Raw genomic sequence first — 25,927 nt, forward strand, 5'->3', positions numbered from 1 at the left:
CACCACGACTCTCCTGAAGGAACCCGATTGCCGGGTGACGACCGCTTCGCGGCCGAACGCAGGCTTCGCCAGCTGCTACAAGGGCGAGGTGTGAGTCAATATGCATAGCCCCTGCGCAATCATCCCCGTCTACAACCATGAAACCGCGATCACCACCGTGGTCGATGCCCTGATCGCCTGTAACCTGCCGTGCATTCTGGTGGACGATGCCAGCAGCCCGGCGTGTGCCAGGGTCCTCGACCGCCTGGCCCAGCGTGACATGGTTTACCTGATTCGCCTCGCCGCCAACCAGGGCAAGGGCGGGGCGGTGATGACAGGCCTGCGTGAAGCCTCGCGCCTGGGTTTCAGCCATGCCTTGCAGGTGGATGCCGACGGTCAGCATGACTTGCAAGACGTGCAACGGTTTATCGAACGGTCACGCAACCATCCCCACGCGGTGATCTGCGGTTACCCGCAATACGATGAAAGCGTGCCCAAAGGTCGCCTGTACGCCCGCTACCTGACCCACGTCATGGTCTGGATCAACACCCTGTCGCTGCAGATTCGCGACTCCATGTGCGGCTTCCGTGTCTACCCGTTGCCGCCGGTCCTGGCATTGATCGACACCGCGAAAATCGGCAAGCGTATGGATTTCGACTCGGACATTCTGGTGCGCCTGGCCTGGCGCAATCAGCCGATGCAGTGGCTGCAAACCAAAGTCCACTATCCGCTGGACGGTGTTTCGCATTTCCGCATGTTCCACGACAACGTGCTGATTTCGAGCATGCACACCCGGCTGTTCTTCGGCATGTTGTTGCGCTCTCCGATGATCCTCTGGCGACGGTGGCGAGCATGAGTACAGAAAAACAACACTGGGCCGACCGCGAGGAACGCGGCAGCTTCTGGCTGATGAAATTCACCGCCCTCGCCGCCAAAGTACTCGGTCGCCGACTGTTGAGCCCGTTGCTGTACGGCATCGTCTTGTACTTCTTCCTGTTTGGCCGCAGCGCCCGCCTGAGCGCCTGGCAGTTCCAGCAGCGTTTGGCCGACTGGAGCGGCCGCAACGAATTGCGCCCGACCCATTGGCGCGTGTTCGGCCAGTTCATGGCGTTCGCCGATTCCATGCTCGATAAGCTCGACGTGTGGAACGGCAAGCTGAGTATCGAGCAGATCGAAATCATCGACCCGGCACTGCTGCGAAATCAGCTGCGCGGTACACGTGGACAGATGCTGGTCGGGGCGCACCTGGGCAATCTCGAAGTCTGTCGCGCACTCGCGGAAATCGGCGAAAAGGTCACCATGAATGTGCTGGTGCACACCAAGCACGCTGAGCAATTCAACCGTTTGCTGGGCGAGGCCGGTGCGACTAATCTGCGCCTGATCCAGGTCAGCGAACTGGACCCGGTGATCATGCTGCAACTGCACGACCGCCTGGAACGCGGCGAGTGGCTGGCGATTGCCGGCGACCGCGTGCCGCTGCATGGCGGGCGTAGCGTAACCGTGGATTTCCTCGGTTACCCGGCCGCGTTTCCCCAAGGGCCATGGCTGCTGGCCGGCCTGCTGAAATGCCCGGTCAACTTACTGCTGTGCCTGAAGAAGCCCGACGGTGACTATCGCCTGACCATTGAACCGTTCGCGGGCTCGATAACGTGGAAGCGCAGCGACCGTGAGCAGGTCATTCATCAGTGGGCCTCCCGCTACGCCGAGCGCCTGAGTCACTATTGCCTCGACGCGCCTCAACAATGGTTCAACTTTTACCCTTTCTGGAAGACCGATGACGACGCCCACGCTTGAGCCGGTAACCTTCGGCGAACTCCCTTTGCGTATCGAAGACGTGCTGGCCCTGGCCAACCGTCAGGCACCGACGCAGCTGCAGGACGATACCGCGTATCGCGAGCGCATCGCCAAGGGCGCACGGTTCCTCGACTCCCTGCTGGACAAGGAAGGCGTGATCTACGGCGTGACCACCGGTTACGGCGATTCCTGCGTGGTGGCAGTGCCGCTGCATCACGTCGAAGCGTTGCCGCAGCACCTGTACACGTTCCATGGTTGCGGGCTGGGCAAACTGCTCGACGCTCAGGCCACCCGTGCGGTGCTGGCGGCGCGGTTACAGTCGCTGTGCCACGGCGTTTCCGGGGTGCGCGTGGAACTGCTGGAACGCCTGCAAGCGTTTCTTGAGCACGACATCCTGCCGCTGATTCCGGAAGAAGGCTCAGTCGGCGCCAGCGGCGATTTGACGCCGCTGTCCTACGTCGCTGCCACCCTGTCCGGCGAACGCGAAGTGATGTTCCGTGGCGAACGTCGACAAGCCGCCGATGTGCATCGCGAACTCGGCTGGCAGCCGTTGGTGCTGCGTCCGAAAGAAGCCCTAGCGTTGATGAACGGCACCGCGGTGATGACGGGCCTCGCCTGTCTGGCATTCGCCCGCGCCGATTACCTGCTGCAACTGGCCACGCGCATCACTGCGTTAAACGTGGTCGCGCTGCAAGGCAACCCGGAGCATTTCGACGAGCGCTTGTTCGCCGCCAAACCGCATCCGGGGCAGATGCAGGTCGCCGCGTGGCTGCGCAAGGATCTGGCGATCGACGCGCCGACCGCGCCGCTGCATCGCCTGCAAGACCGCTATTCCCTGCGTTGTGCGCCTCACGTCCTCGGCGTGCTGGCCGACAGCCTCAACTGGCTGCGTTCGTTCATCGAGATCGAGCTCAACAGCGCCAACGACAACCCGATCATCGACGCCGAAGCCGAGCGGGTTTTGCACGGCGGGCACTTCTACGGCGGCCACATCGCGTTCGCCATGGACAGCCTGAAAAACCTCGTGGCCAACGTCGCCGATCTGCTGGATCGGCAACTCGCCTTGCTGGTGGATGAGCGCTACAACCATGGCTTGCCGAGTAACCTGTCCGGCGCCACGGCTGATCGGGCGATGCTTAATCACGGCTTCAAGGCCGTGCAGATCGGCACCAGTGCCTGGACCGCCGAAGCGCTGAAAAACACCATGCCGGCCAGCGTGTTCTCGCGCTCCACCGAGTGCCACAACCAGGACAAGGTGAGCATGGGCACCATCGCCGCCCGCGATGCGATCCGTGTGCTGGAGCTGACCGAACAAGTCGCCGCCGCCACGCTGCTCGCCGCCAACCAAGGCGTATGGCTGCGCGGTCAGGCCGAAGACGCGCGACCACTGCCGCCAGCGCTCGCGGCCATGCATGAAGCGTTGGGCAAAGATTTCCCGCCGGTCATCGAAGACCGCGCGCTGGAAGGCGAATTGCGCCTGTGTCTGCAACGCATCGCCGCACAACACTGGAGGCTGCATGCGTAGCAAGGGAGTGCTTCACACCGATACGGAAATCCTCGTGCCGTTCTTTGATGTCGACAGCATGAACGTCGTCTGGCACGGCCATTACATCAAATACCTGGAAGTCGCCCGCTGTGCGCTGCTGGACAAGATCGGCCACAACTACAACGCCATGTCCGAGTCGGGCTACGCGTGGCCAGTGATCGACCTGCAATTGCGCTATGTACGCGGTGCGGTGTTCGGTCAGAAACTCAACGTGCGCGCCAATCTGGTGGAGTGGGAGAACCGGCTGAAGATCAATTACCTGATCAGCGACGCGCAAACCGGTGAACGCCTGACCCGCGCGGTCTCCGTGCAGGTGGCCGTGGACATGAGCAATCGCGAGATGCAACTGGCTTCGCCGAAGGTCTTCACCGATGCGGTCGAGAGGGCTCTGCCATGATTGTCTGCCGCCCCCGTTCCCCTGTGGGAGCGAGCCTGCTCGCGATGGTCGTTAACGATGACGTTGGGCACCTGACACCTCGCAGCGCTCTCAGGTTTTTCGCGAGCAAACTCGCTCCTACAGTGTTCTGCGTGTTGTTGGCGATTCCGGGGCTCGCTCAGGCATTCGACCTGCAACAACTCAGCGATCAACTGGCCAAGCCGGATGTCATCCACGGCCAATTCACCCAGGAAAAACACCTGCGCGCCCTGCCAAAGCCGCTGACCAGCAAAGGCACGTTCGTGCTGGCGAAAAATCACGGTCTGCTGTGGCTGCTCAAATCACCGTTGCAGCAGGATTACCGCATCACCGACAAAGGCATTGCCCGTCGTGACGCCAACGGTTGGCAAATGCTGCCGGGCAAGAGCGCTGGCGCCGAACAGAACCGTTTGTTCCTCGCCGTACTGCAAGGTGACAGCAGCGGACTGCAACGGGATTTCGAGCTGTCGCTGAGTGGCGATGCGCAGAGCTGGAAACTGACACTGCTGCCGCGCTCGATATTGCTCAAGCAGGTGTTCAACCAGATCAACATCACCGGTGGTGAACTGGTGCACAGCATCGAACTGCTTGAAACCCAGGGTGACAGCACCTTGTTGCGCATGCAGGACAGCACCAGCGCCCAACCGTTGAGTGACGCGGAGCAAAATGACTTTGCTCAGTGAACGCAGGCTGCCGTGGCTGTTCCTGATCCTGCTGCTGGCAGTGATCGCGCTCGCCGGGTGGCAATGGCGCGACGGTGCTCCGTTGTCGGCCAACCTGATGGAACTGGTGCCCGGCACTGCGCCGGACGCGTTGGAGCAGCGCGCCGAACAGCGCATGCAAGAACCACTGAACCGCGAAATGCTGGTGCTGGTCGGCCATGAAAATCGAGAGCAAGCCATCGCGACAGCGCGAACACTGGGCGACCAATGGCAAGCCAGCGGCCTGTTCGAAAAGGTCCAGTGGAACCTGCAAGCTGACTTGCCGGCGCTGCGCGCGCAATTGCTGCAAGGTCGATTGGCGATGCTCTCCGCCGACGACCGACAGCAACTGATCGAGCACCCCGACGCCTTTATTCAGCAACGGGTGCAGGCGTTGTTCGACCCCTTCACCGGTTTCAGCCTGGTGCCGAGCCAGGACGACTGGCTGGGCCTGACCGGGCGCATCCAGAACAGCCAGCCGCAGCACGGCGCAGTGCAACTGGACATCGGCAGCGGCACTTTGATCGCCGACGCCGATGGCAAGAGCTGGGTGCTGCTGCGCGCACGCACCACCGGCAACGCCTTCGACATGAGCCTGCCGCTGCAAGTGGCCGACCTGCTCCAGCACAGCCGCGAAGAAGCGGCCAAGGCTGACGTGCAACTGTTGGCCGCCAGCGGTTTGCTCTATGCCGCCAACGGGCAAAAGCAGGCTTCCCGCGAGATGACCTGGGTCGGTGGCGGCGCCACGATCGGCATCCTGCTGTTGCTGCTGCTGGCTTTCCGGCGTTGGCGTGTGTTGCTGGCGTTTGTCCCGGTACTGGTGGGCATGCTGTTTGGTGCCGTGGCGTGCGTGGCGTTGTTCGGTCACATGCATGTGATGACACTGGTGCTGGGTTCGAGCCTGATCGGTGTCGCAGTCGATTACCCACTGCACTACCTGTCCAAGAGCTGGAGCCTCAAACCCTGGCGGAGCTGGCCGGCGCTACGCCTGACCTTGCCGGGCCTGACCCTGAGCCTGATCACCAGCGCCATCGGTTATCTGGCGCTGGCCTGGACCCCGTTCCCGGCGCTGACCCAGATCGCCGTGTTCTCCGCCGCCGGTCTGTTGGGTGCGTACCTGTCAGCCGTGTGCCTGCTGCCGGCACTGCTCAAGGGTGTGGAGTTGCGCCCGGCGCAATGGCCGCTGCGCGTGTCCGAATTTTTGCTGGCGCGCCGCGAAGACCTGCTCAAACACCTGAGCACGCCTGTGTTGTTGTCGCTGTTGATCGCTTTCTGCGTCGGTGGCCTGCTGCAACTGGACACCAAAAACGACATTCGCCAATGGGTCGGTGCACCCCAGCAACTGACCGACGAAGCGCAAGCCATCGCGCGCATTACCGGTTATCAACCCACCAGCCAGTTCTTCCTGGTGCGGGCCGCCAATCAACAGCAGTTGCTCGAACGGTCGAGCGCTTTGAGCGAGCGTCTGGATCAGTTGGTCAATCTGGAAAAACTCCAGGGCTATCTGTCGCTCGACCAATTGGTCAGCCAGCCAGACAACCAGCAAACAGTTCGCGAAGCCTTGGGCAAACTGCCGCAATTCTGGCAGCCACTGCTGGACGTCGGCGTGCCGGTCGAAGCGCTGCAAGCGGAATTGGCCCAGTTACAAACGCTGCCCATTGAAGACATCGACGCAGCGCTGGCCGGGCCGTTGGCCGAACCCTATCGCCTGTTGTGGCTAGGGCCAACCGACGACGGTGTGGCCGCGATGGTCAGCCTGCAAGGTGTGAACAACCCAACCTTGCTGCAAGTTCAGGCGGAAGACCTGCCGGGCGTGGTGCTGGTGGATCGACTGGGCGAGCTGAACCGCGTGTTCGCAGCCACCCAGATCAGTGCCGCCGAACTGAAACTCGCTTCCTGCGCGCTGATCGTGCTGGTGTTGATCCTGCCGTTCGGTCTTGGCGGGGCGTTGCGCATCGTCTCCCTGCCTTTGCTGGCGGCGTTGTGCAGCCTGGCCAGCCTTGGTTGGCTGGGACAGCCGCTGACGCTCTTCAGTCTGTTCGGGCTGCTGCTGGTGACGGCGATCAGCGTCGACTACGCGATCCTCATGCGCGAACAGGTCGGCGGCGCCGCTGTGAGCCTGCTGGGCACCTTGCTGGCCGCGTTGACCACCTGGCTGTCGTTCGGCCTGCTGGCCGTGTCGAGCACGCCGGCAGTAAGCAATTTTGGTCTTTCCGTGAGCCTGGGCCTGATCTTCAGTTTTCTGCTTGCCCCTTGGGCCGGGCGCCATGTGCAGGCCCTGCCCGTCGCGGAGCCGGCAGCGTGATGGTCGTTGTGTTCTGGGCAATGGCCCTGGCGCTGTTCGCCGTGGCGACCCGGGTCGGACGCCACTTCGGCCTGATCCCGATCGTCAGCCAGTTGCTGTTGGCGACCATCGGCCTACCGCTATTGATGTACTTCTGGATCGAACCGCAATGGCAACTGAGCGGCGCCGCGCTGGTCTCGCCGGGCTGGCTGAAAAACCTCTACAGCCTGAGCTTCGCACTGCTGCTGGGCTACATCCTCAGCGATGTGATCGACCTGCAACTGGATCGCCAAAGCCTGAAGATCGCCCTGCCGAGTTTCTGCATTCCGTTTGCCTGTGGCCTGGTCACGGCCGTCTGGCTGTTGCCGCCGCAACCGTGGATCAGCTCGCTGGCGGTCGGTCTGTTGTTCGCCATTACCGCCATCCCGGTACTGTACCTCTACCTGCGTCACATCGATTACCCACCCGCCGCCACCCGGCGTCTGGTGCAGACCGCGATCCTGATCGACCTCGCCTGCTGGACCCTGTTCGGCATCGCCCAAGGCAGCCTGCACCTGAGCAGCCTGTTGCTGCCCTTGGCCGGCGCTTGCCTGCCGGTATTCCTGCGGCTACTCGGCCTGCGCCAGTTGTGGCTATACAGCCTGGGCTTTTTTGCCCTGCTGGTGGTGGCCGAACACTACAAGCTCAATGCGCTGATTTTCGGCATCGGCTATGTGCTGATCATGGCCGCCCTGAAAGCGCCGCTGGTGCTGCCGTTGCCGGCCATTTGGATGAACCGTTTGCAGACTTACTGTGCCATTCCGCTGATCCTCACGTTCGGCATTGTGCAGATCAACGTACACAGCGCGATGGAAAGCCTCGGCTGGCTGCAACTGGCGGCATTATTGCTGTTGCCGATCGTCAGCAAATTGCTGGGCAACTGGATCGGCCTTGGCTGGGCCGGCGCCTCGTTTCAGGGTGCCAGCCGCTGGCGGGAAAGCGTACTGCTGAACATTCGCGGCCTGAGCGAGATCGTCTTTCTCAACCTGCTGCTGCAACAACAGCTGATCAGCCCGGCGCTGTACTTCGCCTTGATGCTGATGGGCCTGATCGCGACACTGCTGCCGGCACTCGCCGGTATGCACCGGATTCCCCTGAACGCTGCCGCCCCGGCAAGGAGCCACCATGCCAACCGTTGAATTACAACGTCACCCGATCGTGGTCATCGGAGCCGGCCCTTCGGGCGCCATCGCCGCGGCGCTGCTCAAGCGCAAGGGCCATGACGTGCTGGTCATCGAGCGGCAGCATTTCCCCCGGTTTTCCATCGGCGAAAGCCTGTTGTCCCACTGCCTGGATTTCGTCGAAGAAGCGGGCATGCTCGACGCCGTCAACGCGGCCGGTTTCCAGCTGAAAACCGGGGCTGCTTTCGCCTGGGGCGAGCGCTACAGCACCTTCGATTTCGGTGACACGTTCACGCAGGGCAAACCGACGACTTTTCAGGTCCAGCGCGCCGATTTCGACAAGCTGCTGGCGGATCAGGCCGCACTGCAAGGCGTGGAAATCCGCTACGGCGAAACCATCGTCAGCGTCGATATCGATCGAGCCAAACCACTGCTCGGCGTTCAACGCGAAGACGGTAGCGAGTACCGGATCGAAGCGGGTTTCATGCTCGATGCCAGCGGCTATGGCCGCGTCCTGCCGCGCTTGCTCGACCTGGAGGCACCGTCGAACTTCCCGGTGCGCCAAGCCGTGTTCACCCATGTCGAAGACCATATCGACAACCCGAATTTCGACCGCACGAAAATCCTGGTCACCACCCATCCCACCCAGCGCGATATCTGGTTCTGGACCATCCCGTTCAGCAATGGTCGTTGTTCGGTCGGCGTGGTCGCGGCCGCGGAGCACTTTGAAGGCCGCACTGACAATCTGGACGAGTGCCTGCGCGGCTTCATTGCCGAGACGCCGAGCCTGTCCGGGGTACTGAACAACGCCGTTTGGGATACGCCGGCGCGCACCATCGGCGGCTACTCCGCCAATGTCAAAACCCTGCACGGACCGGGTTTTGCCTTGCTGGGCAATGCGGCGGAGTTTCTCGATCCGGTGTTTTCCTCCGGCGTGACCATCGCCATGCGTTCGGCGAGCATGGCTGCCGCGGTGCTGCACCGGCAGTTGCAAGGCGAAACGGTCGACTGGCAAGGCGAGTTCGCCGAACCGCTCAAGCGCGGCGTTGATACCTTCCGCTGCTACGTCGAGGGCTGGTACGCCGGGACTTTCCAGGACGTGATTTATTTTCCCGGCGGTGCTCCGGATATCCGCCGCATGATCAGTTCGATCCTCGCCGGCTATGCCTGGGATGAGCGCAACCCGTTCGTCGCCGAACCCAAACGCCGACTGCGGATGCTGTCGGAACTCTGTGCCAGGGATGCCACATGAGCTACTTGAGCAACACGTACGTCGAAGAAACCCGTTTCGGTCTGTGGTTCCTGCGCAGTCACACGTGGCAGCATCATGTGCTGCGCGTGGCGATCAACGATTTGCGCAACCTGTTCAGCGATGCGCTGCCGACGCACCCAGTGTTGCTCGACGCCGGTTGCGGCCAGGGCAAATCGTTTCGCTATCTGCACCAGGCCTTCATGCCCGGCCGTCTGATCGGCGTGGACGCCGACCCGCGAAGCCTGAAACAGAGTGGTGAAGAAGCGGTCAATCAAGGTATGACGGTGGAGTTGATCGGCAGCGATTGCGCGACCCTCGCCGTGCCCGACGCCAGCGTCGATCTGTTGTTCTGCCACCAGACCTTTCATCACTTGGTTGAACAGGAACAGGCGCTGGCTGAGTTCTATCGCGTGCTTAAACCCGGTGGTTATCTGCTGTTCGCCGAATCGACCGAGGCTTACATTGATACCTGGGTGATTCGGTGGCTGTTCCGCCACCCGATGCACGTACAAAAGAGCGCCGCGCAGTACCTGGAGATGATTCGTCAAAAGGGTTTTCAGTTCACGGCGAACAACGTGTCTTACCCGTATTTGTGGTGGAGCCGCGCCAAGGATTTCGGCCTGCTTGAACGCCTGGGTCTGCGCCAGCCGAAGCCTTTTGGCCAGCGGGAAGAAACCCTGGTCAATGTGGTCGCGCGCAAACCGTTGGAAGGTGCCGTGTGATGCCAATTGCTGAACGCATAATTTGTGGGAGCGAGCCTGCTCGCGATAGCGGTGGGTCAGTCATCCGGTTTGCCGCCTGTGTCGCCGCCATCGCTAGCAGGCTAGCTCCCACGGGGATCACCGGCATTCTGTTGTTCGTCATCGTTCTATTGCTCAGCGCATGCGCCAGCCAGCCGCCGTTGCCCGAGCAAACGCCGAGCCTTTCGTTGCCGTTGCAATTGCACATCCAGCGTCTGCAAGCCGAACAACGTCAGGACTGGGTGCTGGTGATCCAGCAGGAAGGCCCGGCCCTGCGCTGGTCGATGATGGACTTGCTGGGTATTCCGCAGGCACGCCAAAAACTGCTGGGCAACGATTGGCAGGCTGACGGCTTGCTGCCGCCGAATCCGGAAGCCCGGGAATTATTTGCCGCGTTGTTGTTTGCGCTGACCCCTGAAAATGAACTGTCAGGCAACTATCCCAACGCTTGGCAGCACGGATCGCAACGTTCGCTGCCGGAGCGCTGGGACGTTCGCTATTCACAACCACTGAGCTTCGAATTGAGACTGAGCAGAGGCCCGACCTATCAAATCACGCCCCTGAGCGGTGACACCCCATGACGGCCTACCTGAACGCCCTCGGGGTGATTTGCTCGCTGGGGCGCGGCAAGGAGCAAGTCGCCCGCAACCTGTTCGCTGGCGATTGCTCCGGCATGCGCAGTGAGGCTGGCTGGGTGCCGGAGCGTGCGTTGCCGGTAGGCGCGGTACAGGGCGAACTGGCAGCCATACCTGCAGAGCTGAGCCGGCAGCGCAGCCGAAACAATCAACTGTTGCTTGAAGCCGCCCTGCAAATTCACCCGGACATCGAGCAAGCGATCCAGACTTACGGCCGCCATCGCATCGGCGTGGTGCTGGGTACCAGCACTTCAGGCATTGATGAAGCCAGTCAGGGGCTGGCCCATTATGTTCGTGAGCAACAGTTTCCGGACGCGTACGACTACCAGCAACAGGAGCTCGGCGCCCCGGCCAATTTCCTCGCCGACTGGCTGCAACTGAGCGGCCCGGCCTACGTGATCTCGACCGCTTGCACCTCCAGCGCCCGCGCGTTGATGAGCGCCCAGCGCCTGCTTGATCTGGGCGTGTGCGACGTGGTGCTGTGCGGTGGCGTCGACACGCTGTGCAAGCTGACGCTCAATGGTTTTTCGGCGCTGGAAGCGGTGTCCGATCAGCGCTGCAACCCGTTTTCGATGAACCGCAACGGCATCAATATCGGCGAAGCCGCCGTGCTGTTCCTGATGAGCAAACAATCCGGCGACGGCCCGTCGATTGCCTTGCTTGGCAGCGGCGCCAGCTCCGATGCGCACCACATCTCCGCGCCGGAACCGACCGGCCGTGGCGCACAGCAGGCGATGCACAAAGCCTTGAAAGGCGCCAGCCTGCTCCCGGAGCAGATCGCCTATCTGAACCTGCATGGCACCGCCACCCAGCACAACGACGCCATGGAAAGTCAGGCGGTGGCCTCGCTGTTCCCGGCTGGCGTGCCCTGTTCTTCCACCAAACCCATGACCGGTCATACCCTCGGCGCCGCTGGGGCGCTGGAGGCCGCATTCTGTTGGTTGAGCCTGAGCGCGCAAAATCACCAGCACAATCTGCCGCCGCATATCTGGGACGGTCAGGCGGATCCAGCCCTCCCGCCCCTGAAATGGGTGACCCCGGCCGATCGCCTGGCGTCCACTGGACCTCGCTACCTGATGAGCAATTCCTTCGCCTTCGGTGGTAACAACGTCAGCCTGATTATCGGAGACGCCCCATGATTGACTGGCCGCTCGCCGAACTGCTGCCCCACGCTGGCGACATGATCTTTATCGATCAGATCCTGGCGTTCGATGACGAGCAGATTCACACCCGTCTCACCGTCAAGCCCGACGGCCTGTTCAGCCTCCCCGACGGCAGCTTGCCGGCCTGGGTCGGTATCGAACTGATGGCTCAGAGCGTTGCAGCCTTCGCCGGCTGCCATGCGCGCCAGCGTGGCGATGCGGTGGCGTTGGGTTTCCTGCTCGGCAGTCGTAAATTCGAATGCAACGTCGAAAGTTTTCCGGCCGGCACCGAATTGACCATCCACGGCCTCCGCTCGCTGGAAGACGACAACGGCATGGGCGTGTTCGAATGCCACATAAACGGGGCCGGCATTCACGCCAGCGCCCGTCTGAACGTGTATCGCCCGCCTCAAGCGGCCCACTATCTTCATGAACCTGCAGGAGTCCAGTCATGACTGAATCCGTACTGGTCACCGGTTCCAGCCGTGGCATCGGCCGCGCCATCGCCTTGCGCCTGGCCCAGGCCGGGCATGACATCGTGCTGCATTGCCGCAGCGGCCTGGCCGAGGCCACGGCCGTACAGGCCGAAATCGAAGCCTTGGGGCGGCATGCGCGCATCCTGCAATTCGACGTTTCCGACCGCACCACTTGCAAAGCGATTCTTGAGGCCGACGTGGAAGCCCACGGCGCCTATTACGGCGTGGTGCTCAACGCCGGACTGACCCGTGACGGTGCTTTTCCAGCGCTGAGCGAGGATGATTGGGATGTAGTGATGCGCACCAATCTCGACGGTTTCTACAACGTGCTGCACCCGGTGATGATGCCGATGATTCGTCGTCGCGCCGCCGGACGGATTGTCTGCATCACCTCGGTGTCCGGGTTGATCGGCAACCGTGGCCAGGTCAACTACAGCGCCTCCAAGGCCGGGCTGATCGGCGCGGCCAAGGCATTGGCGATTGAGCTGGGCAAGCGCAAAATCACCGTTAACTGTGTCGCCCCCGGCCTGATCGACACAGCCATGCTCGACGAAAACGTGCCGGTGGAAGAACTGATGAAAATGATCCCCGCACAGCGCATGGGCACCCCTGAAGAGGTGGCCGGCGCGGTGAATTTCCTGATGTCGGCGGAAGCCTCGTACATCACCCGGCAGGTTCTGGCCGTCAATGGAGGCCTGTGCTGATGAAGCGCGTCGTCGTCACCGGCATGGCCGGCATCACGTCCCTGGGCAGCGACTGGGACACCATCGCCGAGAGCTTTGCGGCCAACCGCAGCGGCATCCGCCGGATGGACGAGTGGGATCGCTTCACCGAACTCAATACACGTCTGGCCGGACCCATCGACGATTTCAAAGTGCCGAGTCACTGGACGCGCAAACAACTGCGCAGCATGGGCCGGGTTTCGCGGCTGGCGGTTGGCGCAGCGGAACAGGCGTTGACCGACGCCGGGCTGCTCGGTGACGAATCAATCAAGGACGGACGCATGGGCGTCGCTTGCGGTTCATCGACTGGCAGCACCGACGAGATCAAGGCGTTCGGCAACATGCTGCTCAACTCGGTGGCCGAAGGGCTCAATGCCAACTCCTACGTGCGGATGATGCCGCACACCACGGCGGCGAACATCAGCATCTTTTTCGGCCTCACCGGGCGCCTGATCCCCACTTCAAGCGCTTGCACCAGCGGCAGCCAAGGCATCGGTTATGCCTACGAAGCGATCAAGTTTGGCCGCTTGCCACTGATGCTTGCCGGTGGCGCCGAAGAGCTGTGCCCGACCGAAGCCATGGTCTTCGACGCGCTCTACGCCACCAGCCTGAAAAACGACACCCCGCAGCTATCCCCACGCCCTTATGACAGCGGCCGCGATGGCCTGGTGATTGGTGAAGGTGGTGGCATGCTGGTGCTCGAAGAGCTGGAACACGCTTTGGCGCGCGGCGCACATATACATGCCGAAATCGTCGGCTTCGGCAGCAACGCCGACGGCCAGCACACCACCCGTCCCGAGCAAGTCACTATGCGCCGAGCCATGGAACTGGCACTGGAAGACGCAGGGCTGCAACCGTCGGACATCGGCTACGTCAACGGTCATGGCACTGCCACCGAGCAGGGTGACATCGCCGAAACCCAAGCCACCAGCAGCCTGTTCGGCGAACACATGCCGATCAGCTCTCAGAAAAGCTTCCTCGGCCACACCCTCGGCGCCTGCGGTGCACTGGAATCCTGGTTCAGCATCGAAATGCTCAACCGCGACTTGTACATACACACCCTGAACCTCGACGAAGTCGACCCGCACTGCGGCAAACTCGATTACCTGCGCGGCGAGTTTCGGCAGATGAGCAATCAGTTTGTGATGAACAATAACTTTGCGTTTGGCGGGGTAAATACTTCGCTGATTTTCAAACGCTGGGTGTAACAGCGCGAATCGGGTAGGAGCCAGCTTGCTGGCGATAGCGGACTGTCAGGCGACATTGATGTCGCCTGCTCTGACCTCTTCGCCAGCAAGCCGGCTCCTACAGGTTTTATCACCGTGTCACGGTTTCAATGGCTCGACCTTCCTCGTCAACAACTCCACAAACGCTTTGGCCATCGCCGACTTCTGATCTTTGCGCTGCACCAGCCACACCGCTGATATCGCCGCCGGATCCAGTAATGGCCGATAGACTACGCCATCAATGCGCATCCGCTGATAGGAAGCCGGCAGCACCGATACACCTAGCCCCGCTGCCACCAAACCGATAATGGTCATCGCCTCGCCCGCCTCTTGAGCGAAGTGGGGGCTGAAACCGGCATCACGGGCCAGGCTCAGCAATTGTGCATACAGCCCACTGCCGTAACTGCGCGGGAAAAACACGAAGGGTTCGAGGGCCAACGCGGACAGGAACAAACCCTCTTCACTGCCGTTGACCAACGGATGCTTGGAGCTGAGAACCGCTACCAGTGGCTCGCGCATCAGCTCAACCACATCAAGGCAATCCGGCAGCCCGAGCGGGCGCATGATGCCGACTTCAATTGACTCGTCCACCAACGCATCGGCCACCTGGGTGCTGCTCATCTCCCGCAGGTTCAGGTGCACCGCCGGGAAGCGCTGGCGAAACGAAAAAATCGCCTGGGGGATCGTCGAGTTGAACGGAGCCGATGAGGTGAAGCCGATTTTCAGTTCGCCCAGCTCGCCCAATTGCGCTCGACGTGCCACATCCGCAGCCTTGTCGACCTGCGCCAGGACCAGCCGCGCCTCTTCCAGGAACAACCGACCGGCTTCACTGAGCTCGACCCGACGATTGGTACGTTCGAACAGCCGCGCGCCCACTTCCTGTTCCAGCGCCTGAATTTGCTGGCTCAACGGAGGCTGCGAGATGCCCAGCACCTGTGCGGCGCGGCCGAAATGCAGTTCTTCGGCGACGGCGATGAAGTAGCGCAGATGACGCAATTCCATGAAAACCCCATTAGGTCGTAGAAGCTATCAAACAGGTCGAACAATATATTGGATTGAATCATTAGCCAGCTATATGCTTTTTTCATTGCCTGACCGGCTGCGCTCCTCCGAGGTCCATCGTGAAAACTGCTGTCGCCCCACTCGCCCATGAAGTTCCACCCGCCGCACAGGGCGATGTCGTTGCTGAGCTGGCGGAAATCTACATCGAAAAAGGCACGCCGGCGTTCATGCGCACAGTGTTGGCGCTGTTCTGCGGCGGCTTCGCGACGTTCGCCCTGCTCTACTGCGTACAGCCGATGATGCCGCTGCTGTCGCACGAATATTCGATCAACGCGGCGCAGAGCAGTCTGATCCTGTCTATCGCCACCGGCATGCTTGCCATTGGCCTGCTGATCACCGGTCCGATCTCCGACCGCATCGGGCGTAAACCGGTAATGGTGGCGGCGCTGTTCGCTGCTGCGCTGTGCACCATGGCCAGCGCGATGATGCCGAGCTGGCACGGCGTGCTGGCCATGCGTGCGCTGATCGGATTGTCGTTGAGTGGCCTGGCGGCGGTTGCGATGACCTATTTGAGCGAAGAAATTCACCCGCAGCACATCGGCCTGGCGATGGGTTTATACATCGGCGGCAACGCCATCGGCGGGATGAGCGGACGCTTGATCACCGGTGTATTGATCGACTTCGTCAGCTGGCACACGGCGATGCTGGTGATCGGTGGCCTGGCGTTGATTGCGGCGGCGGTGTTCTGGAAAATCCTCCCCGAGTCGCGCAACTTCCGCGCCCGCTCGTTGCACCCGCGCAGCCTGCTCGACGGCTTCACCATGCACTTTCGCGATGCCGGTCTGCCGCTGCTGTTCCTCGAAGCGTTTGTGCTGATGGGGGCGTTCGTCACGCTGTTCAACTACATCGGCTACCGCTTGCTGGCCGAGCCGTATCACATGGAACAAGCCTTCGTCGGCCTGCTTTCGGTGGTGTACCTGTCGGGCATCTACAGCTCGGCGAAAATCGGCTCGCTGGCAGACAAACTCGGTCGACGCAAAGTGCTCTGGAGTACCATCGTGCTGATGCTCTGCGGCCTGGCCCTGACAATGTTTACCCCGCTGCCGCTGGTGATCATCGGCATGCTGATCTTCACCTTCGGTTTCTTCGGTGCCCACTCGGTGGCCAGCAGCTGGATCGGCCGCCGCGCCACCAAGGCCAAAGGCCAGGCCTCGTCGCTGTACCTGTTCAGCTACTACGCCGGTTCGAGCATCGCCGGTACGGCGGGCGGGGTGTTCTGGCACCTGGGCGGCTGGAATGGCATCGTCCTGTTCATCGGCGCGTTGCTGGTGGTGGCGCTGCTGGTCGCGTTGAAACTGGCGAAGTTGCCGCCATTGCCGGGAAGCGGTGCGACTATCTGAGCACCACCCGCGCCTCCAGCAACCCATCGCGGGTCTCCAGTGTCAGCGCTTGCAATAACACCCCGTCGCGTTCGAGGCGGTCCAGCCATGGCAACAAGGTCATGGCTTCGCCGCTGAGCGTCAGGCGCAATTGGTCGTTGTCGCTGTCCATCTGCTGCAATTCAAGCCCTGTCGCCGCCGCACTTTCGCTGATGCGCAATGACAGCGGCTGGTCGGCGGGCTGGGAAGTCTGGCTGCGAGGCTGCGACTGTTGCAGCTGCGCCGCCAGCGCCCGTTGCTGTTGATATTGGCGTTCGGCGATCACGAGCCGTTGTTGCGTCGGCTGCCAGATCAGCGTGAATGCCACCACGCTCAACATGAACATACCCAGCGCCAGTAGCAATCTCTGCTCGCGCAGGGACAGGCGCTGAAACTTCACGATTGCCGATTTGACTCCGATCAACGTCATGCACCTTGCTCCACAGTCAGGGTCGCCTGCACTCGCTGGCGAGCCTTGTTTGAACTATCGACTCGCATCGTCATGCCTTGTTGTCGCCCGCGCTCGCGCAGCTGCTCCAGTTCGGCAAAGTTGTTGGCTGTGAGCTGGATTCGCCAACCATCGCCTTCACGAAACTCGATGCGCTGAACCTCGACATTGCTGGCACCGATCACTTGCTCGACCAGTTTGACCAGCCCTGCAACACGACCGTCCTGTGCTTTAGTGCCTTGGCCTTGCAAGGCTTTGAGCTGCGCCGAAAGGTCAACGATGCGGGTCTGCTGCGGGTACAGCGCCTTGAACTGTTGCTCGCTGCGGCTGTAGAGCTGACGGCTTTCGCTGTCGAGAAAACGGATTCGCGTTTCACTCGCGCCCCAGTTCAGCAGTGCGATCATCAACATCGCCAACCCGCCAAGACGCCAGGGCATACGCAGGCGGCGAGGGGCGAAATCGCCCTGCAACAGATTGATTGCATTGCCGTGTTCGAGCCTCAGCCAAGAGTCAGTTTCGACCGTGTCGTAACGTTCATCGCGCCATTGAATATCCGAGGGCAAATGGGGCATCATCAATACCAGGGCGTCTTCGGTCAATGTCAGACGTGCGGGTAAGGCACCGCCCAGCAGCCAACGGCCAAACCACCAGACGCCGATCGCTTGATCACAGGGCAACACATCAGCGTCGACGCACACCGAACGCACTTCAATCCCACCCTCCGCCAACAACGCCAGCACCGCAGCAAAACGTTCCCGGCCAATCACCATCAACGGATACCGTCCCAGCGAGTCACGGGATCCCATGCTCAGGTGCAGACGTTCCAGTGTTTCGCTCAGTTGCTCTTCAATCGCGAAGGCGAGGGTTCGTGCATCGGGCGCGCGTCGCGATGGCCAAGGTTCAGAGCACAGCCAGCTGCATAACTCCATGGGCAGCAACACATCGACGGGCTGTCCTTTCAGCGACTGTGCCGCGTGGTTCAGGGTCGCGGGTTGTCGTTGCCCTGTTTCAGACCACGTGCAGCAGGGCCAATCCATCGTGGGGGCAGCCAAGCCTTCGGGTGTCAGGTAAAGCCAGTTTTTCATCGCGCTGTCTCGTTGCTGTTCGACGGCAGAACCCGCCGTTGCAGGATGTTCAATTGGCGCGTCTTGGGGTCGCGTTCAACGTCGGTAGCCAGTCGCAGACGGCTTTGCCCTTGGGTGACCTGGACCGTGATTCGATACCAGCGGCTCTCGATGCCCAGGCCGTGGCTGCTCAAGCCTTTGCCCGATAACAACGGGTCCTGTGTGAAGGCCTGAGCGCTCGACCAGGGTGCCGTCGAACGCTGGCGCAGCAAGGCTGCCGCCTCAACCGTATCGACGCCGTCCAGGGTGCGCAGAATCAGCTCCGGTGCCGTGTTGATGTTCAGCGCCGCATCCGCAGGCAACAGTGCGACCCAGGGTTCGAGTCGACGCAACTGCTCGCCCTCGACACCGGACAGCAGGCGCAACTGGCTCAAATCGCGCAAGGCGCCTACTTGCTTCGGTTGCCACTCCGGCAGTTCCAGCAGCTGGAGCAAGCGTGCCCAGCGCTTGAGCGTGACCGGGGCAATCTGGCCCTGATGCAACACGGCATTGACATTGAAGCGGCCGGCCAGGTCCTCGATGCTGATGCTGACCTGCGCGTCCTCGACGTCGAAAACCGGGACCTGATCAGGTATCCGGTCGCTGTCTGTTTGCTGCGCCTTTACCAGCGACAACCCCAAGATTTCCCCGGCCATGCCGAGTTGACGCAAGTGCAGTTGCTGCAGGTGTTGCCCGGTGCTTTGCAGCAACAGTCGATGGCTGCGCAGCACCCCACCGATGATCAACAGCGCCAGGCTCATGACCAGCAAGACACTGATCAACGCCACGCCACGTTGGCGCGCCCTCACCGCAACGCCCCTGGCAAAAGCATCACGCGGCGGATTGCCGGGTAACGCCCCGTCGACACCTGCATTTCCACCGCCAGTGGTGCGGTGACAGTCGGTCCGGTCGACCACTCGCTACGCCAACCCGTGCGTGCATCGAACAGGCGCCAACGCAAGTCACGCACGTCATCGAGCAGCATTTTCCGCTGCACGACTGACGCACCTTCAGCCTGGCTCTCTCGCCACAACGCGCCATTGTCGAGGCGGTAAGTCAGCGCTTGCCGTTCGCTGCGCGGCAGGTCCAGCGGGTTACGCCAGTTGCCGCGTTGCCATTGCAATTGCGCCTCTCGCAGCACGACTGGCTGCTCCGTGGCGTGAAGCACGTCACGTTCGATCACCGCGATGGCACGCTGCAGATTCCGAAACTCACGCTCGTGGGCCATGCTGCCCTGCTGCACACGCACCACGCCGTCGAACAGCGTCCAGCTGGCCAGCCCCAACAGCGCGAAGATCGCAATGGCGATCACCAGTTCCAGCAAGGTGAACCCGACCTGCTTACTCATCACGATCAGCGATCCAGCCAGTGGCTTGATGCACGGTCTGCTCGCGGTCGGCCAGACTGACATCGATCTCGACTTTGAGCAGGCGTGGCTCGGTGGTATCAGCGATGCGCTGGCGCAGCCGCCAATCACGATTGGCCATGTGCACTGCGTGCTGCGATTGCCCGTGGGCCAGGCCAGATTGCAGGCGCAGCTCATTCAACTGGTTGTCCGCCAGCCACGCCGCCAACAGCCGTTCTTCGGCCGCAGCAGATTGCTTGAGCACGTATTGGCTCGCCGACAGCACAGCCGTTGCCAGGGTCGCGAAAATCGCCAGCGCCACCATGATTTCCAGCAGCGTGAAGCCGTCCATGCGCGGTCCAATACGAGGCTTAACCATCGATGACCACCTCACCGATGCCATCGCTGGTGAGGCGCGACCAGATTCTGTCCCTGACTTCGAACGTCACGGTGAAGGAGCTGGTTTCATCACTGCTCAGCATGAGCAATTGAGGCGGGCCTTCGTCGGCGCCCAGACTCACGGAATACCCATCCTGCTTCAGGCGCAGCCGCAGTTGATCGGGCCAGCGATAAACCGCCGTCATCGCCTCCCAGCCCCGCACGTCGAGCCGCATCGCCCGGTAACCGTCGACACTCAACCGCACCCCGTACTCCTGCCCTTCGATCACCGCTCTTTCACGCAATTGCCGAATCATCCCGGCGAGGGTGTCCGCCTCGTGCCGGGCCTGGCGCGCCGGGTTCATGCCGGTGGCAAAACTGACCATGCCCACCAGTACGCCGATCAACACGATCACGATCATCAATTCCAGCAATGTGAACCCCCGACAAGAACGCCGCATCAGTCAACCACCCCAGTTACCGATGTCGGCGGCAGCTCCTTCCCCGCCAACCACGCCATCGGCGCCAAGGGAGTACAAATCGTAAGTGCCGTCGACCGATTGAATGCCTGGATTGAGGTACTGATACGGTGTGCTCCACGGGTCCACAGGCAGGGCTTTCAAGTAACCGTTCGGGTTCCAGTTGCGCGCTGCGGGCATGCCCGACGGGCGTTTGCTCAAAGCTTCCAGCCCTTGCTGCGTCGAGGGGTAGTGGAGGTTGTCGAGGCGATACATTTCCAGGGCGGTGGCGATGGCCTGGATATCGACTTTGGCAGCGGTGGCTTTGGCCTGATCGGGACGGCTCATGAACTGCGGCACCACGATGGCCCCCAGAATGCCGATGATGACCACCACCACCATGATTTCGATCAGGGTAAAACCGCGCTGGGAGGAGCTGTGACGTAAAGCGTTCATGGATCAATTCACCAATTGGTTGAGGCTGAGAATCGGAAGCAGGATGGCCAGGACGATCAGCAGCACCACGCCGCCCATCAGCACTAGCATTGCCGGCTCGAACAGGCTCACCACCAGCGCGATGCGCGCGGCCAGGGTGCTTTCCTGTTGCTCGGCGGCACGGCTGAGCATGCGGTCGAGTTCGCCGGCCCGCTCACCGCTGGCGATCATGTGCAGCATCATCGGCGGGATATCACCGCTCAGTTCCAGGCCGCGGGTCAGGGTGCCGCCCTCGCGAACCGAGCGGGCGACGTCGGTCATGCGCGCGCGGATGGTCAGGTTGCCAATGACGGCGGCGGCGATTTCCAAAGCGTCGACCAAGGGCACCGCGCTTTTGCCGAGGATCGCCAGGGTGCTGGCGAAACGTGCGGCCTCCATCGCCCGCAGCACTTCACCGATGATCGGCAGATTCAACAGCAGCCGATGCCAACGCAGCCGCCAGACCGGCTGGCGCAGGCTCCAGCGACAAAGACTGATCAGCGTCACCAGTACGCCAAGCAACAGTAGCCCATGGCTGCGCAGCCCGTGACTGGTGCTGATCAAGGCCCGGGTCAGCCACGGTAAGGGTTGCCCGCTGTCGACGAAGATTTTCACCACGTCCGGCACCACATAACCGAGCAGAAAGCCGACGATGACCACGCTGGCGAGCATCAGGATCAACGGGTACACCAACGCCATCTGGATTTTCTGTCGCGATGCCTGACGGGCCTGGGTGTACGCCGCCAATTGCTCCAGCACGTGCCCCAAATGGCCCGAGCGTTCTCCGGCCGCCACCGTGGCGCGGAACAGTTCCGGGAATGCCTTGGGAAACTGCGCCAATGCCGCGGCCAGCGCATGACCTTCCATCACCCGGCTTCTGACCGCCGACAGCAACCCGGCAACCCGTCGCTTGGCACTCTGTTTCGCCACAGCCTCAAGCGCTTCTTCCAGAGGTAAACCGGCTTGGACCAAGGTGGACAACTGCAAGGTCAGCAGCGCCAGATCGGCGCTACTCAGCCGTCCTGCGCCGGGTGTCGAATTCATGCCGCCACTGGCCCGAATCTCATTCAGGTCACGCGTCCACAACCCGCGCTCGCGCAACAGTTGTCGAGCATGGCGTGGGTTGTCGGCCTCCAGCCGGCCCTTGCATCGGCGGCCTTGGGCGTTATCGGCGCGGTAATCGAAGGTCGGCATGCCTCAGTCCTCGCGCGTCACACGCAACAACTCATCGAGGCTGGTCTGGCCATCGATCACCCGTTGGCGGCCATCCTGAAACAGACTGCGCGACACCTTGCGCGCCTCGTCGGTCAGTGCCTGCTCGCTGGCGCCCTGATGAATCAGTATCGAGATTGCCGGTGTCACGCTGATCAATTCGTAGATGCCGATCCGCCCGCGATAGCCGTGCTGACACTGCTCACACCCGACAGCCCTGAACAGCTGCAATGTCTTCGCCGTGTCCAGTCCCAGACGCTGGCATGCCGCGTCATCAGCGCTGTACGGCGCCTTGCAATGCGGGCACAACGTGCGCAACAACCGTTGGGCCAGAACCCCCACCAATGACGATGCCAACAGGTAAGCGTCCACGCCCATGTCCACCAGGCGCGTCACCGCACCGACCGCGCTGTTGGTGTGCAAGGTCGAGAGCACCAGGTGGCCGGTCAACGAAGCCTGAACCGCGATTTCGGCCGTCTCGCGATCGCGGATTTCACCGACCATCACCACGTCCGGGTCCTGCCGCAGAATCGCCCGCAAGCCACGGGCGAAGGTCATGTCCACTTTCGGATTGACCGGCATCTGCCCGACGCCGGGCAGGTGATATTCAATCGGATCTTCGACCGTCAGGATGTTGCGTGTCTGGTCGTTCAGGCTACTCAACGCGGCATACAGGCTGGTGGTTTTGCCCGAGCCAGTCGGCCCGGTCACCAGAAAAATACCGTGGGGTTTGCCCAACAATTGCCGGAGGGCCGCAAGGATGTCTGCCGGCATGCCAAGACGCGGCAACTCCAGGCGCCCGGCCTGTTTGTCGAGCAGGCGCAACACCACCCGTTCGCCGTGGGCCGAAGGCAAGGTCGAGACCCGCACATCCACTTCATGGCCTGCCAATCGCAAGGCCATGCGGCCGTCCTGCGGCACACGCTTTTCAGCGATATCCAGGCGTGCCATGACTTTGATCCGCGACACCAACAGCGTCGCCAGTTCTCGCCGTGGCCGAAGCATTTCGCGCAGTTGGCCGTCGATGCGCATACGCACCGACAGGTATTGCTCGAAGGTTTCCAGGTGCACGTCCGAAGCATGTTCACGCACCGCTTCGCTGAGCAGCGCGTTGATCAAACGGATGATCGGCGCATCGCCCTGCTGCTCCAGCAGATCAGCGGTTTGCGGCACTTGGTCGACCAGGCTCAACAGATCCAGTTCTTCATCCAGCCCTTGTGCGACTTGCTCGGCAGCACTCTGGCCTTCGCGGTAAGCCGTTGCCAGCCGCGTCGCAAATTCATCCGCTGACGACAGCCGCCAAGGCAAATCCCGACCACAGAGGCGGCGCACTTCGGCCAGAGCCGTCAACGGCGCATCAGCGCGCAACACAAGACTCGGCTCGCCTTCTTCGCACACCAGCAACACGCCGAAACGCCGGGCGAAACCGAAGGGCAGCGGCATGCATCCTTCAATCGATGGGCTCATGGCGCGGGTGATGCTGATTTGCGCAGGTCGAACACCGGCGCGCCGGAAACCGGCTCAAACAATTGCCGTGCATCCGCCGGCAGTAGCAACGAGTTGTTGTCCCGCGCCCCCGGCTGGCTCAAGTCCCGCAGCGCGTTGTAACGCCGCTGGCTGACTTCGGTCAGGTCTTCCTTGCTGCGCACGATGGTCGGCCGCAAGAACACCATCAGATTGCTTTTGGTTTGAGTGTCCCGGGTCCAGCGAAACAGCGCGCCCAGGTAAGGAATATCGCGCAACAGCGGCACCCCGCTTTTTTGCGTGCGCACGCTGTCGCGGATCAAGCCGCCAATGACGATGATTTCGCCGTCGTCCGCCAGGATGGTGCTCTTGAGCGCTCGCTTGTTAGTGATCAGGTCGGAGGAGTCGATGCCCGAAACCGACGGTGCGATGTCCGAGACTTCCTGCTCGACTTCCAGGCGCAGCGTCGATCCTTCGTTGATGTAGGGTTTGATCTTCAGGCTGATGCCGACGTCCTTGCGCTCGACCGTGGTGAACGGGTTGTCCGCCCCGCTGCTGTTGGTCGCGTAGGAGCCGGTTTTGAACGGCACGTTTTGGCCGACGATGATTTCCGCTTCCTGATTGTCGAGGGTCAACAGGCTCGGGGTGGACAGCAGATTGCTGTGGGTATTGCTCGCCAACGCCGAAATCAACGCGCCGAAACGGTCACTGCCCAGGCGTAACAATGCGCCTTCCGGCGCGGATTTTTTGTCGTCGAACGTCAGGCCTCCCACGATCGGGATGTCGGTGCCGGGGAAGTTGATGAAGCCTTTCGCGTCGCCCGTGTTCAGGCCCCACTGCACACCGACGGCTTCGGCGATGTCGCCGGAGATTTCGACAATCGCGGCATGGATCAGCACCTGCGCTCGCGGCTGATCCAACTGGCGCACGATGCTTTCGATGGTTCGAACCTGCGCCGGCTCGGCAATCAATACCAACGCATTTTGGCTCTCATCGGCCTTGATCATGAATGTCGCGCTGTTCGATGTGTCCTTTCCAGCGCCAAGGGCCGGAGTCACTTTACGGCCCTGCCCCATGCTTTCCAGAATCTGCGCGAGTTGTTTGGCATCGCTGTGTCGCAAGCGGATCACCCGGGCGTTATCCGGGCTTTCGGTAGCCGGGATATCAAGGCCACGCGCCAGCTCGGTCAAGCGTTGGCGAACCGTCGGCGGGCCGATGAGAATCAAGCGGTTGGTTCGGGTATCAGCCAACACTTGAATCGCGGTATCGGCATTGCGTTTGCCCAGCGATGTCTCCATCACTGACGCTATGTCACTGGCTTGTGCGTGGCGCAGTTGAACCACGGCATGCCTGCTGCTCTGCCCGGAATCCAGTTGCCGTACGACCTGGGCGATTCGTTGCGTGTTGGCCGCCGTGTCGGTAATCACCAGCGCATTGGCCGATACCGATGGCCCGACGTAACCATTGACCGACACCAGCGGCCTGACCAAGCCTGCGATGTCGTTGGCGCTGCTGGTATTCAACTCGATGACTTGAGTGACAAATTGCGAGGCCGTAGTGTTTTTTGCCGAGCCGCTGCCGGCGCGGGTTTTGGCTTCGGTTACCGGCGTGATCAGAATGCGGTCGCCTTCATCGATAACCGTGAAGTTATGGGCGTCGAGCACCGAGTAAAACAAACGGCGGACACCCTCTCGGTCGAGGGCCTGCCGAGACATGACCGTGATGCGCCCGGAGACTCTTGGGTCGAGCACAACGGTGGTGCCGAGAATGCCGGAAATCTCTTCGACGATATCGCGCAGTTCGGCGTTGTTCATCGCCAACTGCCATTTTTCTTGCGCGGCAGACAGCGCCCCCGCAAACGGGGTCATCGCCAAAACGGCAAGAATCAGCGCGCAGCGCAGGGTCTGCGCGCCAGTGAAGCTGTTCATGATTGGATCACTCTGACGGCCCGGAGAACGGGCGTAGAAAACGTGCAGACACAACGGGCGTTTGAGGCTCGGCTGGCGATTCAACTCGGCGCAGAAAATGTGCGACGGGTGATTGCAGGGTCAATCGTTCTTCCCCGCCTTTGTTCCACAGCACCACTTGATTGACCTCGACGCGGCGCAGAACACTGCCACCCGGCAAGCGCTCGCCGACCTGATACAGGCGCGGCCCTTGCGCATCGACCAGCAACGCTCTGGACAACCCATTGCTGACGACAAAACTGGCTTGCAGCGTCAGTGGCTCGGTGCTGGCTCGAAGCGTGGTATTCGTCGTCAATCCAAACACCGTGGCCACGGCTGTCGCATCCAGCGGCACGCGAGCAGGCTCATGGGTAAGCGTGCTTACTTCGGGTAACGCTGGGGCAAACTGTTGGCGAAAAAGCCAGGCCTGCCATACCTCGAACACGGCATACGCCAACGGCACAAGCAGCAACCCGACCTTGATCGGGCGAGAAGCTAAACGGGTCATCGCCGTCAGTGAAAACGTCACGACAGGTTCACTCGAAATTCAGCGGGAAGGCCCGGCGATCAGGCGACCCTTCGCAGGTCGCCTGAAGTGCTGCGGGAG

27 protein-coding genes are annotated in these 25,927 nt (G+C 61.7%); 15 read left to right on the forward strand and 12 right to left on the reverse strand.

The window, feature by feature from the left end:
* The first annotated feature begins 100 nt into the window (after positions 1–100).
* Genes KVG88_RS20855 through KVG88_RS20920 form a run of 14 tightly spaced genes read left to right on the forward strand, consistent with a single transcriptional unit; the run spans position 101 to position 14,054 of the window.
* A complete protein-coding gene (locus KVG88_RS20855; protein WP_150703452.1) occupies positions 101–835 on the forward strand; it encodes a glycosyltransferase family 2 protein in 735 nt (244 codons plus the stop codon).
* Positions 832–1,773: a lysophospholipid acyltransferase family protein gene (locus KVG88_RS20860; protein ID WP_217872624.1), complete on the forward strand. Its 942-nt coding sequence runs from the start codon at positions 832–834 to the stop codon at positions 1,771–1,773. The genes KVG88_RS20855 and KVG88_RS20860 overlap by 4 nt, the downstream gene beginning before the upstream one ends.
* Entirely contained in the window at positions 1,754–3,298 is a 1,545-nt protein-coding gene (locus KVG88_RS20865) for an HAL/PAL/TAL family ammonia-lyase (protein ID WP_217872625.1), read from the forward strand. Before KVG88_RS20860 ends, KVG88_RS20865 begins: the two co-directional genes overlap by 20 nt.
* A complete protein-coding gene (locus KVG88_RS20870; protein WP_217872626.1) occupies positions 3,291–3,716 on the forward strand; it encodes an acyl-CoA thioesterase in 426 nt (141 codons plus the stop codon). The genes KVG88_RS20865 and KVG88_RS20870 overlap by 8 nt, the downstream gene beginning before the upstream one ends.
* Positions 3,713–4,417, forward strand: a complete 705-nt coding sequence (locus KVG88_RS20875; protein WP_217872627.1) for an outer membrane lipoprotein carrier protein LolA — start codon at positions 3,713–3,715, stop codon at positions 4,415–4,417. Before KVG88_RS20870 ends, KVG88_RS20875 begins: the two co-directional genes overlap by 4 nt.
* Positions 4,401–6,740, forward strand: a complete 2,340-nt coding sequence (locus KVG88_RS20880) for an MMPL family transporter (RefSeq protein ID WP_217872628.1) — start codon at positions 4,401–4,403, stop codon at positions 6,738–6,740. Before KVG88_RS20875 ends, KVG88_RS20880 begins: the two co-directional genes overlap by 17 nt.
* A complete protein-coding gene (locus KVG88_RS20885) occupies positions 6,740–7,897 on the forward strand; it encodes a cation:proton antiporter (protein WP_217872663.1) in 1,158 nt (385 codons plus the stop codon). The genes KVG88_RS20880 and KVG88_RS20885 overlap by 1 nt, the downstream gene beginning before the upstream one ends.
* Positions 7,884–9,131: an NAD(P)/FAD-dependent oxidoreductase gene (locus KVG88_RS20890; protein WP_217872629.1), complete on the forward strand. Its 1,248-nt coding sequence runs from the start codon at positions 7,884–7,886 to the stop codon at positions 9,129–9,131. The genes KVG88_RS20885 and KVG88_RS20890 overlap by 14 nt, the downstream gene beginning before the upstream one ends.
* Positions 9,128–9,853 carry a class I SAM-dependent methyltransferase gene (locus tag KVG88_RS20895; RefSeq protein WP_217872630.1) on the forward strand — a complete coding sequence of 242 codons (726 nt, stop codon included), beginning with the start codon at positions 9,128–9,130 and terminating at the stop codon, positions 9,851–9,853. The genes KVG88_RS20890 and KVG88_RS20895 overlap by 4 nt, the downstream gene beginning before the upstream one ends.
* A complete protein-coding gene (locus KVG88_RS20900) occupies positions 9,853–10,452 on the forward strand; it encodes a hypothetical protein (RefSeq protein WP_217872631.1) in 600 nt (199 codons plus the stop codon). The genes KVG88_RS20895 and KVG88_RS20900 overlap by 1 nt, the downstream gene beginning before the upstream one ends.
* Positions 10,449–11,645 (forward strand): beta-ketoacyl-[acyl-carrier-protein] synthase family protein, encoded by a 1,197-nt coding sequence (locus tag KVG88_RS20905; RefSeq protein ID WP_217872632.1) that lies wholly within the window; start codon positions 10,449–10,451, stop codon positions 11,643–11,645. Before KVG88_RS20900 ends, KVG88_RS20905 begins: the two co-directional genes overlap by 4 nt.
* Positions 11,642–12,103 (forward strand): hotdog family protein, encoded by a 462-nt coding sequence (locus KVG88_RS20910; protein ID WP_150703441.1) that lies wholly within the window; start codon positions 11,642–11,644, stop codon positions 12,101–12,103. Before KVG88_RS20905 ends, KVG88_RS20910 begins: the two co-directional genes overlap by 4 nt.
* Entirely contained in the window at positions 12,100–12,828 is a 729-nt protein-coding gene (gene fabG, locus KVG88_RS20915; RefSeq protein ID WP_217872633.1) for a 3-oxoacyl-ACP reductase FabG, read from the forward strand. Before KVG88_RS20910 ends, fabG begins: the two co-directional genes overlap by 4 nt.
* Complete coding sequence (locus KVG88_RS20920) at positions 12,828–14,054, forward strand: beta-ketoacyl-ACP synthase (protein ID WP_217872634.1); 1,227 nt, start codon at positions 12,828–12,830, stop codon at positions 14,052–14,054. Before fabG ends, KVG88_RS20920 begins: the two co-directional genes overlap by 1 nt.
* A 117-nt stretch (positions 14,055–14,171) precedes the next feature.
* Here KVG88_RS20920 and KVG88_RS20925 read toward each other — a convergent pair whose 3' ends face one another.
* On the reverse strand, positions 14,172–15,074 hold the full coding sequence (locus KVG88_RS20925) for a LysR family transcriptional regulator (RefSeq protein ID WP_217872635.1): 903 nt from the start codon (positions 15,072–15,074) through the stop codon (positions 14,172–14,174).
* Between the two features lie 119 nt (positions 15,075–15,193).
* Between KVG88_RS20925 and KVG88_RS20930 the strand changes: the two genes are divergently transcribed.
* Positions 15,194–16,474 (forward strand): MFS transporter, encoded by a 1,281-nt coding sequence (locus tag KVG88_RS20930; RefSeq protein ID WP_217872636.1) that lies wholly within the window; start codon positions 15,194–15,196, stop codon positions 16,472–16,474.
* Here the strand turns inward: KVG88_RS20930 and KVG88_RS20935 are convergent.
* Genes KVG88_RS20935 through KVG88_RS20985 form a run of 11 tightly spaced genes read right to left on the reverse strand, consistent with a single transcriptional unit; the run spans position 16,467 to position 25,849 of the window.
* Positions 16,467–16,922, reverse strand: coding sequence for a type II secretion system protein M (locus KVG88_RS20935; RefSeq protein WP_217872637.1), 456 nt, complete (start codon positions 16,920–16,922; stop codon positions 16,467–16,469). The genes KVG88_RS20930 and KVG88_RS20935 overlap by 8 nt on opposite strands.
* A complete protein-coding gene (gspL, locus tag KVG88_RS20940) occupies positions 16,919–18,025 on the reverse strand; it encodes a type II secretion system protein GspL (RefSeq protein WP_217872638.1) in 1,107 nt (368 codons plus the stop codon). The genes KVG88_RS20935 and gspL overlap by 4 nt, the downstream gene beginning before the upstream one ends.
* Positions 18,022–18,852: a type II secretion system minor pseudopilin gene (locus tag KVG88_RS20945; RefSeq protein WP_217872639.1), complete on the reverse strand. Its 831-nt coding sequence runs from the start codon at positions 18,850–18,852 to the stop codon at positions 18,022–18,024. The genes gspL and KVG88_RS20945 overlap by 4 nt, the downstream gene beginning before the upstream one ends.
* A complete protein-coding gene (locus KVG88_RS20950; RefSeq protein ID WP_150703433.1) occupies positions 18,849–19,391 on the reverse strand; it encodes a type II secretion system protein GspJ in 543 nt (180 codons plus the stop codon). Before KVG88_RS20950 ends, KVG88_RS20945 begins: the two co-directional genes overlap by 4 nt.
* Entirely contained in the window at positions 19,384–19,767 is a 384-nt protein-coding gene (gene gspI / locus KVG88_RS20955) for a type II secretion system minor pseudopilin GspI (protein WP_217872640.1), read from the reverse strand. The genes KVG88_RS20950 and gspI overlap by 8 nt, the downstream gene beginning before the upstream one ends.
* A complete protein-coding gene (gene gspH, locus KVG88_RS20960) occupies positions 19,760–20,227 on the reverse strand; it encodes a type II secretion system minor pseudopilin GspH (RefSeq protein WP_150703431.1) in 468 nt (155 codons plus the stop codon). The genes gspI and gspH overlap by 8 nt, the downstream gene beginning before the upstream one ends.
* A gap of 3 nt (positions 20,228–20,230) precedes the next feature.
* The gene (gspG, locus tag KVG88_RS20965) at positions 20,231–20,680 is read right to left on the reverse strand and encodes a type II secretion system major pseudopilin GspG (protein WP_150703430.1); all 450 of its coding nucleotides are present in this window, start codon (positions 20,678–20,680) and stop codon (positions 20,231–20,233) included.
* Between the two features lie 3 nt (positions 20,681–20,683).
* Positions 20,684–21,892 (reverse strand): type II secretion system inner membrane protein GspF, encoded by a 1,209-nt coding sequence (gene gspF, locus KVG88_RS20970; protein ID WP_217872641.1) that lies wholly within the window; start codon positions 21,890–21,892, stop codon positions 20,684–20,686.
* A 3-nt stretch (positions 21,893–21,895) separates the two neighbouring features.
* A complete protein-coding gene (gene gspE / locus KVG88_RS20975) occupies positions 21,896–23,353 on the reverse strand; it encodes a type II secretion system ATPase GspE (RefSeq protein WP_437179956.1) in 1,458 nt (485 codons plus the stop codon).
* 20 nt (positions 23,354–23,373) lie between these two features.
* Positions 23,374–25,302, reverse strand: coding sequence for a type II secretion system secretin GspD (gspD, locus tag KVG88_RS20980; RefSeq protein ID WP_217872643.1), 1,929 nt, complete (start codon positions 25,300–25,302; stop codon positions 23,374–23,376).
* Positions 25,303–25,309: 7 nt separating this feature from the next.
* Positions 25,310–25,849 carry a type II secretion system protein N gene (locus KVG88_RS20985; protein WP_367616851.1) on the reverse strand — a complete coding sequence of 180 codons (540 nt, stop codon included), beginning with the start codon at positions 25,847–25,849 and terminating at the stop codon, positions 25,310–25,312.
* Between the last annotated feature and the right edge of the window lie 78 nt (positions 25,850–25,927).

It is taken from the genome of Pseudomonas azerbaijanoccidentalis (assembly GCF_019145495.1).
Taxonomy (GTDB): domain Bacteria; phylum Pseudomonadota; class Gammaproteobacteria; order Pseudomonadales; family Pseudomonadaceae; genus Aquipseudomonas; species Aquipseudomonas azerbaijanoccidentalis.